Annotated in this window: 9 protein-coding genes, 3 tRNA genes and 3 rRNA genes; 2 read left to right on the forward strand and 13 right to left on the reverse strand. The window is 39.7% G+C overall.

Annotated elements, in window-relative coordinates; all coding sequences use genetic code 11:
* Positions 1-48: 48 nt before the first annotated feature.
* From LpgJCM5343_RS08920 to LpgJCM5343_RS08965, 10 genes are all read right to left on the reverse strand, one after another.
* Positions 49-121: transfer RNA gene (locus LpgJCM5343_RS08920), tRNA-Asn, on the reverse strand.
* Positions 122-134: 13 nt separating this feature from the next.
* Positions 135-251, reverse strand: a 5S ribosomal RNA gene (rrf, locus tag LpgJCM5343_RS08925).
* A gap of 60 nt (positions 252-311) precedes the next feature.
* Positions 312-3,217, reverse strand: a 23S ribosomal RNA gene (locus LpgJCM5343_RS08930).
* Positions 3,218-3,342: 125 nt separating this feature from the next.
* Positions 3,343-3,415, reverse strand: a tRNA-Ala gene (locus LpgJCM5343_RS08935).
* Positions 3,416-3,448: 33 nt separating this feature from the next.
* Positions 3,449-3,522: transfer RNA gene (locus LpgJCM5343_RS08940), tRNA-Ile, on the reverse strand.
* 142 nt (positions 3,523-3,664) lie between these two features.
* Positions 3,665-5,237: ribosomal RNA gene (locus tag LpgJCM5343_RS08945) — 16S ribosomal RNA — on the reverse strand.
* The 16S, 23S and 5S rRNA genes sit together here with 3 tRNA genes alongside, the layout of an rRNA operon.
* Before the next feature lie 426 nt (positions 5,238-5,663).
* Positions 5,664-7,064 carry an APC family permease gene (locus tag LpgJCM5343_RS08950; RefSeq protein ID WP_077959227.1) on the reverse strand — a complete coding sequence of 467 codons (1,401 nt, stop codon included), beginning with the start codon at positions 7,062-7,064 and terminating at the stop codon, positions 5,664-5,666.
* Positions 7,065-7,195: 131 nt separating this feature from the next.
* The gene (locus LpgJCM5343_RS08955; RefSeq protein ID WP_003649834.1) at positions 7,196-9,313 is read right to left on the reverse strand and encodes an ATP-dependent Clp protease ATP-binding subunit; all 2,118 of its coding nucleotides are present in this window, start codon (positions 9,311-9,313) and stop codon (positions 7,196-7,198) included.
* Between the two features lie 253 nt (positions 9,314-9,566).
* Positions 9,567-10,481 carry an alpha/beta hydrolase gene (locus LpgJCM5343_RS08960; protein WP_113576212.1) on the reverse strand — a complete coding sequence of 305 codons (915 nt, stop codon included), beginning with the start codon at positions 10,479-10,481 and terminating at the stop codon, positions 9,567-9,569.
* Positions 10,471-11,790, reverse strand: a complete 1,320-nt coding sequence (locus tag LpgJCM5343_RS08965; protein ID WP_101891045.1) for a PTS transporter subunit EIIC — start codon at positions 11,788-11,790, stop codon at positions 10,471-10,473. The genes LpgJCM5343_RS08960 and LpgJCM5343_RS08965 overlap by 11 nt, the downstream gene beginning before the upstream one ends.
* A 167-nt stretch (positions 11,791-11,957) precedes the next feature.
* On the opposite strand from LpgJCM5343_RS08965, the gene LpgJCM5343_RS08970 reads away from it, so the two are divergent.
* Positions 11,958-12,194, forward strand: coding sequence for a hypothetical protein (locus tag LpgJCM5343_RS08970; RefSeq protein WP_003649831.1), 237 nt, complete (start codon positions 11,958-11,960; stop codon positions 12,192-12,194).
* Positions 12,195-12,311: 117 nt separating this feature from the next.
* Complete coding sequence (locus LpgJCM5343_RS08975) at positions 12,312-13,511, forward strand: MDR family MFS transporter (RefSeq protein ID WP_101891044.1); 1,200 nt, start codon at positions 12,312-12,314, stop codon at positions 13,509-13,511.
* A 238-nt stretch (positions 13,512-13,749) separates the two neighbouring features.
* Here the strand turns inward: LpgJCM5343_RS08975 and LpgJCM5343_RS08980 are convergent, their stop codons facing one another.
* The 3 genes from LpgJCM5343_RS08980 to dltC are packed head-to-tail and all read right to left on the reverse strand — an operon-like array spanning position 13,750 to position 16,236.
* Positions 13,750-14,676, reverse strand: coding sequence for a serine hydrolase domain-containing protein (locus tag LpgJCM5343_RS08980; protein WP_077959230.1), 927 nt, complete (start codon positions 14,674-14,676; stop codon positions 13,750-13,752).
* A gap of 26 nt (positions 14,677-14,702) precedes the next feature.
* Positions 14,703-16,004 carry a D-alanyl-lipoteichoic acid biosynthesis protein DltD gene (dltD, locus tag LpgJCM5343_RS08985; protein WP_003650905.1) on the reverse strand — a complete coding sequence of 434 codons (1,302 nt, stop codon included), beginning with the start codon at positions 16,002-16,004 and terminating at the stop codon, positions 14,703-14,705.
* Entirely contained in the window at positions 15,997-16,236 is a 240-nt protein-coding gene (gene dltC / locus LpgJCM5343_RS08990) for a D-alanine--poly(phosphoribitol) ligase subunit DltC (RefSeq protein WP_003648200.1), read from the reverse strand. Before dltC ends, dltD begins: the two co-directional genes overlap by 8 nt.
* Between the last annotated feature and the right edge of the window lie 30 nt (positions 16,237-16,266).

Genomic DNA, 16,266 nt, shown 5'->3' on the forward strand with positions numbered 1-16,266 from the left:
AGAATGAAAATATTTTCGTTCTCTCTCTTTCATTTCTTCATTTACTTACTCCGGCTGTCAGACTCGAACTGACGACAACCTGATTAACAGTCAGGTGCTCTACCAACTGAGCTAAGCCGGAATATTAAAAAAGAGCACGGCGACTGCCTACCCTCGCAGGCAGTTTCCCACCAACTACTCTCGGCGTTAAGAAGCTTAACTTCTGTGTTCGGCATGGGAACAGGTGTATCCTTCTTGCCATCGCCACCGTACTCTTTCTGAGCTTTTACACTCAAAACTGAATATAATCTTCCGCTCTAAACCTTTGAGCTTTGGTCAAGTGCTCGACTGATTAGTACTAGTCCGCTCCACATATCGCCATGCTTCCACTCCTAGCCTATCTACCTCATCGTCTTTAAGGTGTCTTACTGCTTGCGCATCGGAAATCTCATCTTGAGGGGGGCTTCGCACTTAGATGCTTTCAGCGCTTATCCCTTCCATACATAGCTACCCAGCGATGCCTTTGGCAAGACAACTGGTACACCAGCGGTATGTCCATCCCGGTCCTCTCGTACTAAGGACAGCTCCTCTCAAATTTCCTACGCCCACGACGGATAGGGACCGAACTGTCTCACGACGTTCTGAACCCAGCTCGCGTGCCGCTTTAATGGGCGAACAGCCCAACCCTTGGGACCGACTTCAGCCCCAGGATGCGACGAGCCGACATCGAGGTGCCAAACCTCCCCGTCGATGTGAACTCTTGGGGGAGATAAGCCTGTTATCCCCAGGGTAGCTTTTATCCGTTGAGTGATGGCCTTTCCATGCAGTACCACCAGATCACTAAGCCCGACTTTCGTCCCTGCTCGAGGTGTACCTCTCGCAGTCAAGCTCCCTTATACCTTTACACTCTGCGAATGATTTCCAACCATTCTGAGGGAACCTTTGGGCGCCTCCGTTACATTTTAGGAGGCGACCGCCCCAGTCAAACTGCCCACCTGACACTGTCCTCCAGAACGCTCAGCTCTGCGAGTTAGAGGATCCATCAAACAAGGGTAGTATCCCAACATTGCCTCCAGTAAGACTAGCGTCCTACTTTCTCTGGCTCCTACCTATCCTGTACATGTTTAACAAATACTCAATATCAAGCTACAGTAAAGCTCCATGGGGTCTTTCCGTCCTGTCGCGGGTAACCCGCATCTTCACGGGTATTATAATTTCACCGAGTCTCTCGTTGAGACAGTGCCCAAATCATTACACCTTTCGTGCAGGTCGGAACTTACCCGACAAGGAATTTCGCTACCTTAGGACCGTTATAGTTACGGCCGCCGTTTACTGGGGCTTCAATTCAAACCTTCGCTTACGCTAAGCTCTCCTCTTAACCTTCCAGCACCGGGCAGGTGTCAGCACCTATACGTCATCTTACGATTTTGCAGATACCTGTGTTTTTGATAAACAGTTGTTTGGGCCTATTCACTGCGGCTGATCTTTTACCATCAGCACCCCTTCTCCCGAAGTTACGGGGTCATTTTGCCGAGTTCCTTAACGAGAGTTCTCTCGCTCACCTGAGTGTTCTCCACTCGACTACCTGTGTCGGTTTGCGGTACGGGTAAAATTGCTCTGGCTAGAAGCTTTTCTTGGCAGTGTGACATCATGACCTTCGCTACTTTGATTTCACTCCGCGTCACAGCTTGAAATCTAAAAATAAGCATTTGACTCATCTTTTTTCTTACTGCTTGCACATGTTTTTCCAGCTACATGCGTCATTAGCCTCCTGCGTCCCTCCTTTGCTCTTATCGAACAATTTCAGTACAGGAATCTCTACCTGTTGTCCATCGGCTACGCCTCTCGGCCTTACCTTAGGTCCCGACTTACCCTGGGCGGACGAGCCTGCCCCAGGAAACCTTAGTCTTTCGGCGGATAGGATTCTCACCTATCTTTCGCTACTCATACCGGCATTCTCACTTCTAAGCGCTCCATTAGTCCTCTCGATCTAACTTCTCCGCACTTAGAACGCTCTCCTACCACGCATATCCTTTGATATGCATCCACAGTTTCGGTACTATGCTTAGCCCCGGTACATTTTCGGCGCAGCGTCACTCGACTAGTGAGCTATTACGCACTCTTTAAATGGTGGCTGCTTCTAAGCCAACATCCTAGTTGTCTACGCAACTCCACATCCTTTTCCACTTAGCATAGATTTGGGGACCTTAACTGGTGATCTGGGCTGTTTCCCTTTCGACTACGGATCTTATCACTCGCAGTCTGACTCCCGTGCATTGATATCTGGCATTCGGAGTTTATCTGGATTCAGTAACCCCTGACGGGCCCCTAGTCCAAACAGCGCTCTACCTCCATTATCATTCACACGAGGCTAGCCCTAAAGCTATTTCGGAGAGAACCAGCTATCTCCAAGTTCGTTTGGAATTTCACCGCTACCCACAACTCATCCCCGCGATTTTTAACTCACGTGGGTTCGGTCCTCCAGCGTGTTTTACCACGCCTTCAACCTGGTCATGGGTAGGTCACTTGGTTTCGGGTCTACGTCATGATACTCTCTCGCCCTCTTCAGACTCGCTTTCGCTCCGGCTCCGTCTTTTCTGACTTAACCTTGCACCATAACGTAACTCGCCGGTTCATTCTACAAAAGGCACGCCATTACACTTTAATGTGCTTTGACTACTTGTAGGCACACGGTTTCAGGTTCTCTTTCACTCCCCTTCCGGGGTTCTTTTCACCTTTCCCTCACGGTACTGGTTCACTATCGGTCACTAGTTAGTATTTAGCCTTGCGAGATGGTCCTCGCGGTTTCAATCGGGATTCCTCGTGTCCCGACCTACTCAGGATCCTGCTAAGTCTCTCTGCAATTTCGCTTACGGGGCTCTCACCCTCTCTGGCTTATCTTTCCAGATAATTCTGCTATCGCTTCAAGTACTTTATTGCAGTCCTACTACCCCAACTGGCAAGCCAGCTGGTTTGGGCTCTTTCCTGTTCGCTCGCCGCTACTTGGGAAATCGATTTTTCTTTCTCTTCCTGCAGCTACTTAGATGTTTCAGTTCACTGCGTCTTCCTTCAACAGCCTTAACAGCTCTTGATAATACCTCGCGGTATTGGGTTCCCCCATTCGGATATCTCCGGATCATCGCTTACTTACTGCTCCCCGAAGCCTTTCGTGGTTCGTCACGTCCTTCATCGGCTTCTAGTGCCTAGGCATTCACCATGCGCCCTTTTCTACTTGACCTATTTCAAGTTGAGTTTCTCTCTCTTCTCGGTCGCTCTTCAATCTGTTTTTTCGATTGTCTCGGTTTTTTGCTTTAGATTATATTCAGTTTTCAATGTACTAACCCTTGAGACACAAGGTCTCAATGGAGGCTAACGGGATCGAACCGATGACCTCCTGCGTGCAAAGCAGGCGCTCTCCCATCTGAGCTAAGCCCCCATCATTGCCTTTTATCAAAGCTTTCACTTTGAATGGGCCTAAATGGACTTGAACCATCGACCTCACGCTTATCAGGCGTGCGCTCTAACCAGCTGAGCTATAGGCCCGATTGTGCTTGGCTTGTTATTCAAGTTGTTTGAGGTAATACCCTCAAAACTAAACAAAGTTTCTCAGTGTGCTTCCGCTTGGCTTTCTCGATGACTTCTCTTTAGTGCTCTCGCACTCTCCATCATCTTTCGCCTTCCTTAGAAAGGAGGTGATCCAGCCGCAGGTTCTCCTACGGCTACCTTGTTACGACTTCACCCTAATCATCTGTCCTACCTTAGACGGCTGACTCCTATAAAGGTTATCCCACCGGCTTTGGGTGTTACAGACTCTCATGGTGTGACGGGCGGTGTGTACAAGGCCCGGGAACGTATTCACCGCGGCGTGCTGATCCGCGATTACTAGCGATTCCAGCTTCGTGTAGGCGAGTTGCAGCCTACAGTCCGAACTGAGAACGGCTTTCAGAGATCCGCTTGCCTTCGCAGGTTCGCTTCTCGTTGTACCGTCCATTGTAGCACGTGTGTAGCCCAGGTCATAAGGGGCATGATGACTTGACGTCATCCCCACCTTCCTCCGGTTTGTCACCGGCAGTCTCATTAGAGTGCCCAACTTAATGATGGCAACTAATGACAAGGGTTGCGCTCGTTGCGGGACTTAACCCAACATCTCACGACACGAGCTGACGACAGCCATGCACCACCTGTCTCAGCGTCCCCGAAGGGAACTCCTAATCTCTTAGGTTTGCACTGGATGTCAAGACCTGGTAAGGTTCTTCGCGTTGCTTCGAATTAAACCACATGCTCCACCGCTTGTGCGGGCCCCCGTCAATTCCTTTGAGTTTCAACCTTGCGGTCGTACTCCCCAGGCGGAGTGCTTAATGCGTTAGCTGCAGCACTGAGAGGCGGAAACCTCCCAACACTTAGCACTCATCGTTTACGGCATGGACTACCAGGGTATCTAATCCTGTTCGCTACCCATGCTTTCGAGCCTCAGCGTCAGTTGCAGACCAGAGAGCCGCCTTCGCCACTGGTGTTCTTCCATATATCTACGCATTCCACCGCTACACATGGAGTTCCACTCTCCTCTTCTGCACTCAAGTTCAACAGTTTCTGATGCAATTCTCCGGTTGAGCCGAAGGCTTTCACATCAGACTTATTGAACCGCCTGCACTCGCTTTACGCCCAATAAATCCGGACAACGCTTGCCACCTACGTATTACCGCGGCTGCTGGCACGTAGTTAGCCGTGACTTTCTAAGTAATTACCGTCAAATAAAGGCCAGTTACTACCTCTATCTTTCTTCACTACCAACAGAGCTTTACGAGCCGAAACCCTTCTTCACTCACGCGGCGTTGCTCCATCAGACTTGCGTCCATTGTGGAAGATTCCCTACTGCTGCCTCCCGTAGGAGTTTGGGCCGTGTCTCAGTCCCAATGTGGCCGATCAGTCTCTCAACTCGGCTATGCATCATTGCCTTGGTAAGCCGTTACCTTACCAACTAGCTAATGCACCGCAGGTCCATCCAAGAGTGATAGCAGAACCATCTTTTAAACTCTAGACATGCGTCTAGTGTTGTTATCCGGTATTAGCATCTGTTTCCAGGTGTTATCCCAGTCTCTTGGGCAGGTTACCCACGTGTTACTCACCCGTCCGCCGCTCGCTTGTATCTAGTTTCATTTGGTGCAAGCACCAAATTCATCTAGGCAAGCTCGCTCGACTTGCATGTATTAGGCACGCCGCCAGCGTTCGTCCTGAGCCAGGATCAAACTCTCATTTTCCTTCTTGAAAATGAGCTTTTTATCGTTTAGCTCTAAAACTTTCTTTGAGTTATCTCAAATTTATTGCTTGCGAATTGACTTCGCTTTTGTTTGGGATTTTTATATCCCGCACACTTTCAGCGAAACTTTGTTCAGTTTTCAAGGTACTACCGTTGCCGTGTGACAACTTTTATATTATATCATGCCTCTTGAGTTTTGACAAGTCTTTTTTCTCTTTCTCATCTCTCTCAAATGACAGCTTTATAATATTATCATCTTTCTGCTCTCTTGACAAGCTTCTCGTTTTGCCTCCTCGCTCTGCTTCTTGCTTGCCTCAAACAGCATGTATTACTTTACAGACTTTTCTCCTTTTCGTCAACCCCTTTTTTCTAAAAATTAGCAATATTTTTTTAGAGTGCTAAAAAAGGTCTCATTTTGTGAGACCTTTTATTGTTTTTGTAATTTAGAATGTCTTACACCATACGTTACATATACAACTATTCCAGCTATTAACCAAATTCCTACCATAATTTTTGTCATTTTTGGCAGCATCCAGATGAAATATACGCTCAGCAATCCAGATATTATTGGTAAAACCGGATAAAATGGCATTTTGAATCCATTATTTACAATATTTTTTCTATGACGAAGCGGAATAATTCCAAAAGATATTAAAGCAAAAGCAATTAAAGTGCCAGCATTTATTAAAGACGCTAATTCCATCAATGGGACTAACCCAGCAAAAATAGCTGCTACTATAGTAGAAACGATTACAGCATGATCAGGAATCATCTTTTTAGCATGTACACTCCCCATTGAGTCAGGTAATAATCCATCTCTTCCTAAAGCATAGAGTAATCTTGATCCACCTAGTAGCATTGTAATCATTGCCGTAAAAATTCCTACCAACGCCCCAACTGTGATTAACTTATTCCAAGCAGTTAATCCGACAACTTTTAGTGCATATGCCGCTGGATCGTCAACATTTAATCGCTTATAGTTGACCATCCCAGTCAAAACTAAAGAAAAACTAACATAAAGTAATACTGCAATAATTACTGTTCCCATAATTCCTTTAACTACATTTTTAGCAGGATCTTTAGTTTCAGCACTATTAGCTGCTAAAGCGTCAAAGCCAATGAAAGCAAAGAATACTGTCGCTGCTGCTGTAGAAATTCCACCCATTCCTAATGGCGGAGTTTGAAATTTCTTAGGATAAAAAGGAACATAATTTTCTGCCTTAATATAGAAAAGTCCAATCACAATAAACAAAATGATAATAGCAACCTTAATAATTACTGCTATGTTTTCTACCCGTTTCGATAAATTAGCGCCTTGATATAAAATTAGAGCTACAATCAAGACAATCAAGACTGCAGAAAGATTAATTACTCCGCCCTCCATTGGTCCCGCTTCAAGAGCCTTAGGCAAATGAATACCAATTGGCGCCAAAATATTATTATTAAAATAAGAAGCAAAACCTGTTGCTTCGGCAGAAACAGCCAAGAAATATTCTAATAGTAGTCCCCATCCGATTATCCAACCCACAATTTCTCCGTAAATCACTGAGCCAAAAGAATAAGCAGATCCAGCCACTGGCATAGCAGAGGAGAACTCAGCATATGCCATTCCAACCATACCAGAAACAATTGCCGCTAGCAAAAACGAAATCGCAACAGCAGGTCCAGCATGTTGAGCAGCTTCATGACCAGGTAAAATAAAAATGCCTGTTCCAATAACTGCCCCAATTCCCAGTGCAACTAAATCACGTGCATTTAAATGTCTAGTTAAGCGAGAATCCGCTTTTAAAAAAGTATTTACTGGAACTTTCTTAAAGAAATTTTTCATTCCAATTCTCCTTAATTTATTTTTAATTATTATACCTGATTTTGTCGGGAATTCTACCCTATAATTAAAATTAATTAAAAAAAGAGACGGTGAATTAATCCACCGTCTCTTTTCAAGCAAAATAGTATTAACTATTTATTTTCTTTTTTATCAGCTTTTTCAGCTTCTTTAACGTCTTTCTTTTCTTGTTCGCGTGTTTCTTTATCAAACAATACGTCTTCAAGTACTTCACCATTTAAGTATAAGTGCTTATCGTCGATGGTGAACTTAACTTCCTTAGTATCAGGCTTAGAAACAATTAACTTAGCAGCTGGGGTTTCAAGATCTTGTTCAACAACTCTTCTCAATGGACGAGCACCGAATTCTTTATCATATCCCTTCTTAGCCAAGTACTTCTTAGCATCAGCAGTAACATGAAGTTTGATGTTTCTCTTAGCAAGTGATTTCTCCATCTTAGCTAAGTAAAGATCTAAAATCTTAAGCATATCTTCGCTAGTCAATGAATTGAATGGCACAATTGCATCAAGACGGTTCAAGAATTCTGGTCTGAAGTAAACTTCAAGTGCCTTACGTAAAGCATCTTGATCGTCACCCTTAAGTAACTTGTCAGAGTATCCAGCGTTTGAAGTCATGATGATGATAGTATCCTTGAAGGAAATTGTTCTGCCTTGTGCATCAGTCAAGCGACCATCATCCATAATTTGAAGTAAGGCATTGAAGACTTGTGGGTTTGCCTTTTCAATTTCGTCAAGCAATATCAAAGAATATGGTTGGTGACGAATCTTTTCAGTCAATTGTCCGCCTTCACCATAACCAACATAACCTGGTGCTGAACCAATTAACTTGTTAACAGCCATTTGGTCTTGGTATTCTGACATATCCAAACGTACTAAGGCATCAGCCTTACCGAACAACTTAATTGCTAACTGCTTAGCCAATTCAGTCTTACCAACACCAGTAGGACCAGTAAGTAAGAATGAACCAGTTGGACGGTTAGAATCCTTAAATACTTGCTTACGAGCAATTGCATCAGTGATGATATCAATGGCCTTATCTTGGTCAATGACAACCTTCTTCAAGTCAGCAGCTAAGTTAGCGTTCTTTTGAGCTTCATTTGCATTAATTTCACTCATTGGAATACCAGTCTTAGTTTGAATCAAAGAGTACATATCTTCTGGTGTAACTTTAAGTTCACTAGCTTTACCCGCAGTCTTGAGATCTTTCTTGAGGTCTTCAATTTCTTTCTTAAGCTTAGCAGCTTCATCATATTTTTCATTTTTAGCTGCTTCTGCCTTTTTACCTTCTAAGGCATGAATCTTATTCTTGATTGAAGTTTCATCCTTTTGATCCATCCCTAAGGACTTCTTAGCACCAGCTTCATCCATTAAATCAATGGCCTTATCTGGTAAATGACGATCATTGATGTAACGATTTGAAAGTTCAGCAGCAAGCTTTAATGCTTCTGGATCGTATTTTACGTTGTGATACTTCTCATATCTTGGAGCTAAGCCTTTCAAAATTTGAACAGCATCTTCAATCGTTGGTTCTGGTACTTGAACTGGTTGGAATCTTCTAGCTAAAGCTGGATCCTTTTCGATTTGTTGGTACTCACTAGTAGTAGTTGCACCAATCACACGAATTTCACCACTTGCTAATGCTGGTTTCAAAATATTAGCAGCATCCCCAGAATTGTTTTCTGAGTCAGTAGAACCTGCCCCAACAATATTATGTAATTCATCGATAAAGAGAATAACATTCTTGTCACCCTTAGCTTTATCAATAATCTTCTTTAATTTTTCTTCAAAACTACCACGAAGAGAAGTACCTGCAACTAATTCATTAATGTTCAACTCAATAATGTGGGCGTTCTTAAGTTTTTCAGGAACGTCTCCATCAACGATTCTTTGAGCTAAGCCTTCAACTACTGAAGTTTTACCAACACCAGCAGGTCCAGTTAAAACAGGATTGTTCTTCTTACGTCTACTTAAAATTTCAATAACTTGGTCAATAACAGCTGTACGTCCAATGACAGGATCATATTTACCCTTTTTAGCTTGTTCAGTTAAATCAACACCAATTGGCTTTTCCTTTTGTTGTTGGCCATTTTGTGCTCCTTGTTGAGGTGCTTGACCAGCACTATATCTCATTGGTTGTTGACCATTGGTCATTCTTCCATCATTGAAAAAGTCTCTGTTTAATTCATTAAACAAATCATCAAAATTGTAGTTTCCATTGTCAAAGTATGCCATGCTTTACACACTCCTCATATTCTCAAAAATTTTAGCACTTGTAACTAATGAGTGCTAACTACTCACATTTTTTATTATAACAGGTTATCCACAGAAAGCCAAATATTATATCATGTTTTTTCCACAGATTATTTTAATTTGTGAACAAAAGAAGCACAATACGCTATTCAAAGTGCATTGTGCTTAAATAATTTGTGAATTAATATGTCAGATTTGTTTCTAAATTATTTGTTTTTATTATTTTTCCAATCTTTTAATTATTTAACTTTTGGTCTTGCTTTTTTCGACTTCCTCTTGGTCTTTGACCATTTCCTTGCGTGTTATCTCCAATAGTGCTTTCAAGCAAGTATTGTTCAATTAGCTGAACTACTTGCTTATTCTGCGGCAATGATGAGTGCTGAGCATCAGCTCCAGTAACAGTCATCGTAGTATAATGTTTTACTTGATTTTGGAAAATATATTTTCCTGCAGCTACACTACTTTCTGGAACCAACCCATCAGATTCATAATTCTGTCCGCCTGATACAGAATATACATCTAAGTTCTGTGGTATTTTCTTTCGATTCTTAATAAAATCATTTAACATTTCAGTCTTATAATCAATATTACTTTCATTAAAGTTATACGGAGTACCTAAGGTCATTAATTTCTTGATCCGAATTTCATCACTATAATCGTCATAATAATTTTCTAGCCAATAAGTCCAAATCAATCCCCCATTAGAATGTCCAAAGGCCTTAAAATTATTAAATTTGTACTGCTGACTAAGTTGCGCAAATGCTTCATCAAACCAACCGGCTTGTTTTTTAATATTAGCATAGCCATCATGATTGTTTTCAAAACCTACAACAATAAAAGGCTCATTATCATTACGGTTGATTTTTCCACTATATTTCAGCGTTCCATCCTTTTTTACTTGAATTTTCAATAAACTATGCTTTTTAAAAGTATCTTTATTCAGTAAATTAACTAATTCATTAAATCGTTCAGTCGTAGCACTAGAGCCCGGAATCATAATGACTGGTGACATTTGTGATTTTCTTCTTTCAGCTAAATCATGATTGGCACTTTTGATCCAGAAAAAAGTAGGAATGGACAAAACTATTAAAAAAATAAATGTTCCTAGTAAAAGTAGGCGGTTTTTTGACACCCTTTTTTTATTTAACATGTTTATACCCCGCCTCCTTATCATTTAACAAATCAATTTCATCCTGGACATCCTTAGACATTTTAATGATCGGTAAATATAACAAAATATCCAAAGCAAAGAGTAACATCGAAAATACTAAAGCTTGCCACGTTCCATTTGTAGCAATAAATGCTACTAAGGGGCCTGGTGTGCCAGATAAGACATTATAAGCCGAAGCTGGAACCAAATGGACTGCAATCATGCTAGCAGCTAAAAGCATATTCATAACTGGCAAAATTACATATGGAAATAAAAATAGTGGATTAAGCATAATAGGTATACCTAGAAAAGCACCCTGATTAGAACCGAATAATGTCGGTATAAAGCTCCAGCGTGCCACTCTAACAATGCTGCTTTTTTTAATAAAAATTAAAATACCAATTAATAAAACTAAAGTTAAACCGCTACCGCCAAATTTTCCATAAGATTGATATAAAGAATTACCAATATAAGGATTAGGTACATTCCAGCTTGAACCATGAGTTAAAGCATAGTTCAGATTAGCAACATTAGTCGCACTATCGCTACCTGCCGTCAAAGATGCTAAAGGTTGACCAATTCCTAGCCAATTAAGTAGAAGTGCCAAGAGCAATAAAGGAATAAATACTCCTAAGTTTAAATTATTCTGACCTTGACTTTGGAAAAATTGATAAAAATTAGTTGCTACTACACGCACATGCACCAAACTAGTTAAAATTCCAACTATTAAGCCAATTACCCAAGTTGCAAGCATTGGGCGGAAAGAATCAAAGGCTCTTTGCTTAATTTGCTGTGCGCTCTCTGTATGCCGATGGTGATACTCAACTCCTAAAAATCTAAAAATAAGCCCAGTACCAAAACCTATTAAAAGGGCAAATAAAAAGCTATTAATATTTAAAAAACGCCAATTAAAAGAAAGCTGAAAATCTCTCGTGTCTCTAAAACGATACGCACACAAAAGCAACGCTAACATTCCTGAAACTCCAGCCATTTGAGCATCTTTTTGATAAAGACGAGCAGTATACTGAGCTGAAAAATAGGCGGTAAACAAACCAAAAGTGCCAAATATTACACTGGTAATGCCTTGACAGGAATACCATGCCGCATTAAACAAATGGTCAGGCAACCATTTATCAAAATAGAAAATATTTGATATCAAACTTGTAGGTGAAAAAACACTCTGCCATAAAAATTGGAAAATACTTCCGACAACGGCCAAAGGCATTAGCATCATCAAAGTTCGATCTGCTACTCTAAAAAACGCTAGTCTCCGAAGTCGAACGATAGTTTTAAAAATTATTTTCTCCATATTTCTCTAATCCTTAGTTCTTTAAGTCTAACCTTTAGTTTAAATTAAATATAAAAAGAAACCTATCATTTTTCATTAAAATATCGCAAAAAATACAAAATTCGGGAATCATTGATTCGATAAAGAACATGATATAATGATAAAGAAGATAACAAGGGAGAAAAATTATGGCTAAACGAAGTTTTTCTATTAATGATGAAACTGACCGTCTACTCAATTACTACTTAAATCGTTCCGAAAAGGATTGGGACTCAGTAATTAATGAAGCAATTAAATATTATATCTGCGATCATTTAACACAAAAGCAAGTTCATGAAGCAATAAAGCATACAGGAAAAGATGCTTTTCCAGCAGATGAAGTTCTTCGTAATTTTAATAGCAGCTGGATGAACGGCGATGCTTAATATGGATTGCATAAAAGACTATCTTAGGTCAAAATGAAAGTAGCATTATTAAAAAGAAGCTGACAAACGTCAGCTTCTTTTTATACGATAAATCTTAATTTAAAAGGAGGAACACCCATGTTAAAAAAGCATGCGCTAGACCCTATTAAGTTAATTTGGCTATTTGCTGGTTCTTTAATCATCAATACCGGCGTTAGTTTTATTTGGCCACTAACTACAATTTATATTCACAATTATCTTCATGAAACGCTTACTATAGCTGGTATTGTATTATTTATTAACTCAGCTTTTACAATGGTAGGAAATGCACTAGGTGGCTTTTTATTTGATAAGTGGCATCCATATCAAACGCTTTTAACTGGCGTAAGCATTTCTACACTATCCACTTTTTTATTAGTCCTCTTTCATGGCTGGCCAGCATATCCAATCTTGTTAATTACTCTAGGCTTAGGGAATGGGATCGTAGTTACTGGTCTAAATTCTATCGCTACTCTAATTAGGAGTCGAAATGCTTCTTATGTTTTTAATGTTTTATATTTTACACAAAACCTAGGACTAGTATTTGGCTCGTTAATGGTTGGATTTATTTTACCCTTTGGTATTACTTATATTTTTCTACTTGCCTTTATTATGTTTGCATTCTTAAGTATCGTGGTTTTTCTTGAATATCGCGGTTTAAATCAGGCTCATGCTGCAAAAGGTAAAAAAGTAGCTGAATCAGAATATCAAGAAAAAATTCCCTATGGTGCAAAAAAAGCTATTTTCTCTATCTTAATTTGTGTTCTAGCAGCGTGGATCACATATGAGCAATGGAACTCGAACATTTCTTCCTACATGTTAGGCTTACATATGAGTGTGCGTTTATACAGCTTGCTTTGGACTTTAAATGCTGTTTTAATCGTACTCATTCAACCTCTTTTAACTTACTTCGACGATTGGCTAACTCAGCACTTACACGGTCGTTTATATATTGGCTTTAGTCTATTTGGACTAGCTTTCTTGTTGCTAATCGGAGCAAATCACTATTTCAGCTTTGTCTTAGCTATGGCTGTCCTTACTTGCGGAGAAATTTTAGCCTTTCCTGCTGTCTCCACTTTTGTTAATGATCGGGCAAGTAATAAAGATAAGGGAAAATATCAAGGTATTGTCCAATCAGTTACTTCAGCTGGTCGTGCTTTGGGACCACTAATTGGTGCCTTAGTAATTGATAATTTTTCTTACTTAGTTTTATTTATCTTTTGTACCGTTCTAGTTTTAATTTCCGTCCTTCTATTTGCAATGATTAATACCTATAACAAGAAAAAGATCGCTAAATAGCGATCTTTTATTTTATCTAATTTCATAAGAAAAGCCTAATTCCACCAACATCGGAATCAGGCTCACACAGTGTTAGGTACCGTTATTCTGACCAAATAAAAAGCGACGTTTTCGCTACCGTAGAAAACGCACTTTGTTACAACGGTACAGGTAAATCTTAGCACAGCAATCTTACTTACACAACCAGTTTTAGCGATGCTTAAATGGCAAAAAAGAGATGGAAAACATGTTTCCATCTCTATGAAGTAGCCTTTATCAAATTTTCCATAAGATCATTACACATCTGTCTTACTTTAAAATAATCCTTAACCGGATAATTAGACTGAATCACTAATACATCCCTTGTATCATTAGAAATTCGATAGTATGTTGTGTAACCATCTCCAGAACCATTTGAAGAATGAAAATCAGGGAAATTGTAAAAACCAGCATTATACTTAGCAGGATCAGAAGGAGTATAGACTTTTTGTACTGAAGAAGGTTTGATTATTTCTCCATTTAAAATAGCACTAGTAGCTCGATACAGGTCTTTATTGGACATTACCAAGCATCCTGCTCCTAAGTCCCCATGTACCTTATCAGCTGAGATAAAGTGCGGGACTAAGTATCCCTGAGAGCTCTTTGTATAAGGGATTGCAACCTTAATTTGCTTATTCTTAGGAATATCCCAATAAAACTCAGTTTCAGACAGACCCAATTTTTTAATATAAGTATCTTTCACAAGGTTTTCATAAGAACGATGAGTTACTTTTTCCAAAATACCTGATAACAAAATGTAATTAATTGACGAATATACACGTTGATTATAGTGCCGTTTATCAAAAATTACATTGTGCTTGATGTCATACTTAATCCCTGCTTGGTTGTTTTTGAAGACAGGAGTTCCATAATTTGACTCATCTTTTCCTTGTAAACCAGCCTCCATAGTTAGAAGCTGCTCAATCGTTATTTGATTAGCATGCGGAACTTGAGGATAAAATTTCGATAATTTGTCACTAAGCTTTAGTTTCTTTCGCTCAACCTGTTTCATAACTAAAGTACCAGTAAAAACTTTATTGACTGAATTAATGAAAAAAGCAGTCTTCGGCGTATTACGCACTTTTTTACTGATATTAGCATAGCCAGTTGACTCATTAAGAATTACTTTATTATTCTTAATCGCCAAGACGTTACCAATAATTCCTGCCTGTGCTAGTTTTTTTTTATATCTGTCGCTACCTTACTTTTAGTATTTGGCATTTTTACGTCAGATTTATTACCCCAGGCTTTAGTGAAGTAGTAACTATCAAGTTTGTAATTAACCGGATGGTTCTTTTCTTCCATAAATGGCTTAACATATTGATCTACTTTTAACCAACCGTTCCAGCCAAGGTGAATCGTATCTTCCATGAAGAACTTCTTTCCACCATCTTTTGATAAATCGGCGATATTGTTAAAGCCCTGAGAAGTAAGTTGTTTAGTAATTTTAGCAACGCACTCTTGATACATTGTTTGAGATAAGCCGGTGTACTTAGCCCATTTTTCATTAACAGGTGGAATAATAAACAGAACATTCACATGTTCATGAGCTAACTCATTTAATACTAATTCAAAGTCAGCATATTCTGGCGACTTAGTGTAGTCAAAGCTTCGCTGGGAATCTTTTAACTTCTTTAAGTGCTTATTATTTAGTTTCTTATCAAAGAAACCATTAGAAATACCGAATTTATTGTTCGTAGTACCTTGCTTACCTTGTTCATTAGCGAATTGACGCAAATTATCATATGCGTAAGTACCTGGTAATTTACCAGCTTCTTTTTGAATCTTAGGGATATTGTTAGTCATCCCTATAGAAGAAAAGAAGTTATCCTCATTAGCTAGCATTCGACGTCTAGCCTTCAAGTATAAGGTTTGATACTTAGACAGTTTTTGTCCTGAAGCTAATGTCATTAAGGCATACTTCGTAGTTTCACTAGCAGTGCCAGCAGGCATATCTAATAAACGTCTTGCAGCATAGCGCGTAGCAACACTATCTTTAGCACCTAAAATCCAGTCAACAGCTTGAAGCTGAGAAAAGTACATGCCAAAAGCAGCTGGATTTTGTCCCTGTTTAGTAAACCACTGCGGAGAAATAATAAATACAGCCTTCTTATTAGAAAGTTGATTTACTGTTTCTTGCATAGTGAAAAAGTGGGTTAATGATTGACTTCCCGGTCCTCCCAATAAGAAAGGTCGATAATTTCTCTTATATTTATAAGCTAAAACACTTGGGTGCAAAGCATCCATTCTTGATAATTCACTAGAGCCATAAAATGGAACATAGTTTTTTTCAAAAGCGGCTTGCTTAATTGATTGTCCCTTAAAAACAGTCTGAGATTGTGAAACTGAAGCTTTAAATAAAGCATTATCTGACTTTTCACCATTTTGCCATGGAATCAAAAATAAGATCACTAGCAAAATGAAAGCACAAAGAACTGGGCCAAAAATCTGCCACAGTTTGCGTTTATTACTCATTTCTTAAGCTTTCTACCTTTGCAATGATTTTATTTGGAGTGTCCCAATCTTCACGGTGAAATTCTGAAACTGGTGCAGTAACACCACATTTATCTTGTAATTCAAGTAACATTTGAACAGTTGCCATGGAATCTAACAAACCATTTTCAAAAATGTTTTCATCCATTTGATCACTTAAATCTTCACCAGTTAATTCATTTAAAATATCTAAAACAGCTTGCTTTGTATCCATAATTAAGAAAATCCTTTCAAAAATAATAAA

Origin of the sequence: Lactobacillus paragasseri (genome assembly GCF_003584685.1) — a bacterium.
GTDB classification, from domain to species: domain Bacteria; phylum Bacillota; class Bacilli; order Lactobacillales; family Lactobacillaceae; genus Lactobacillus; species Lactobacillus paragasseri.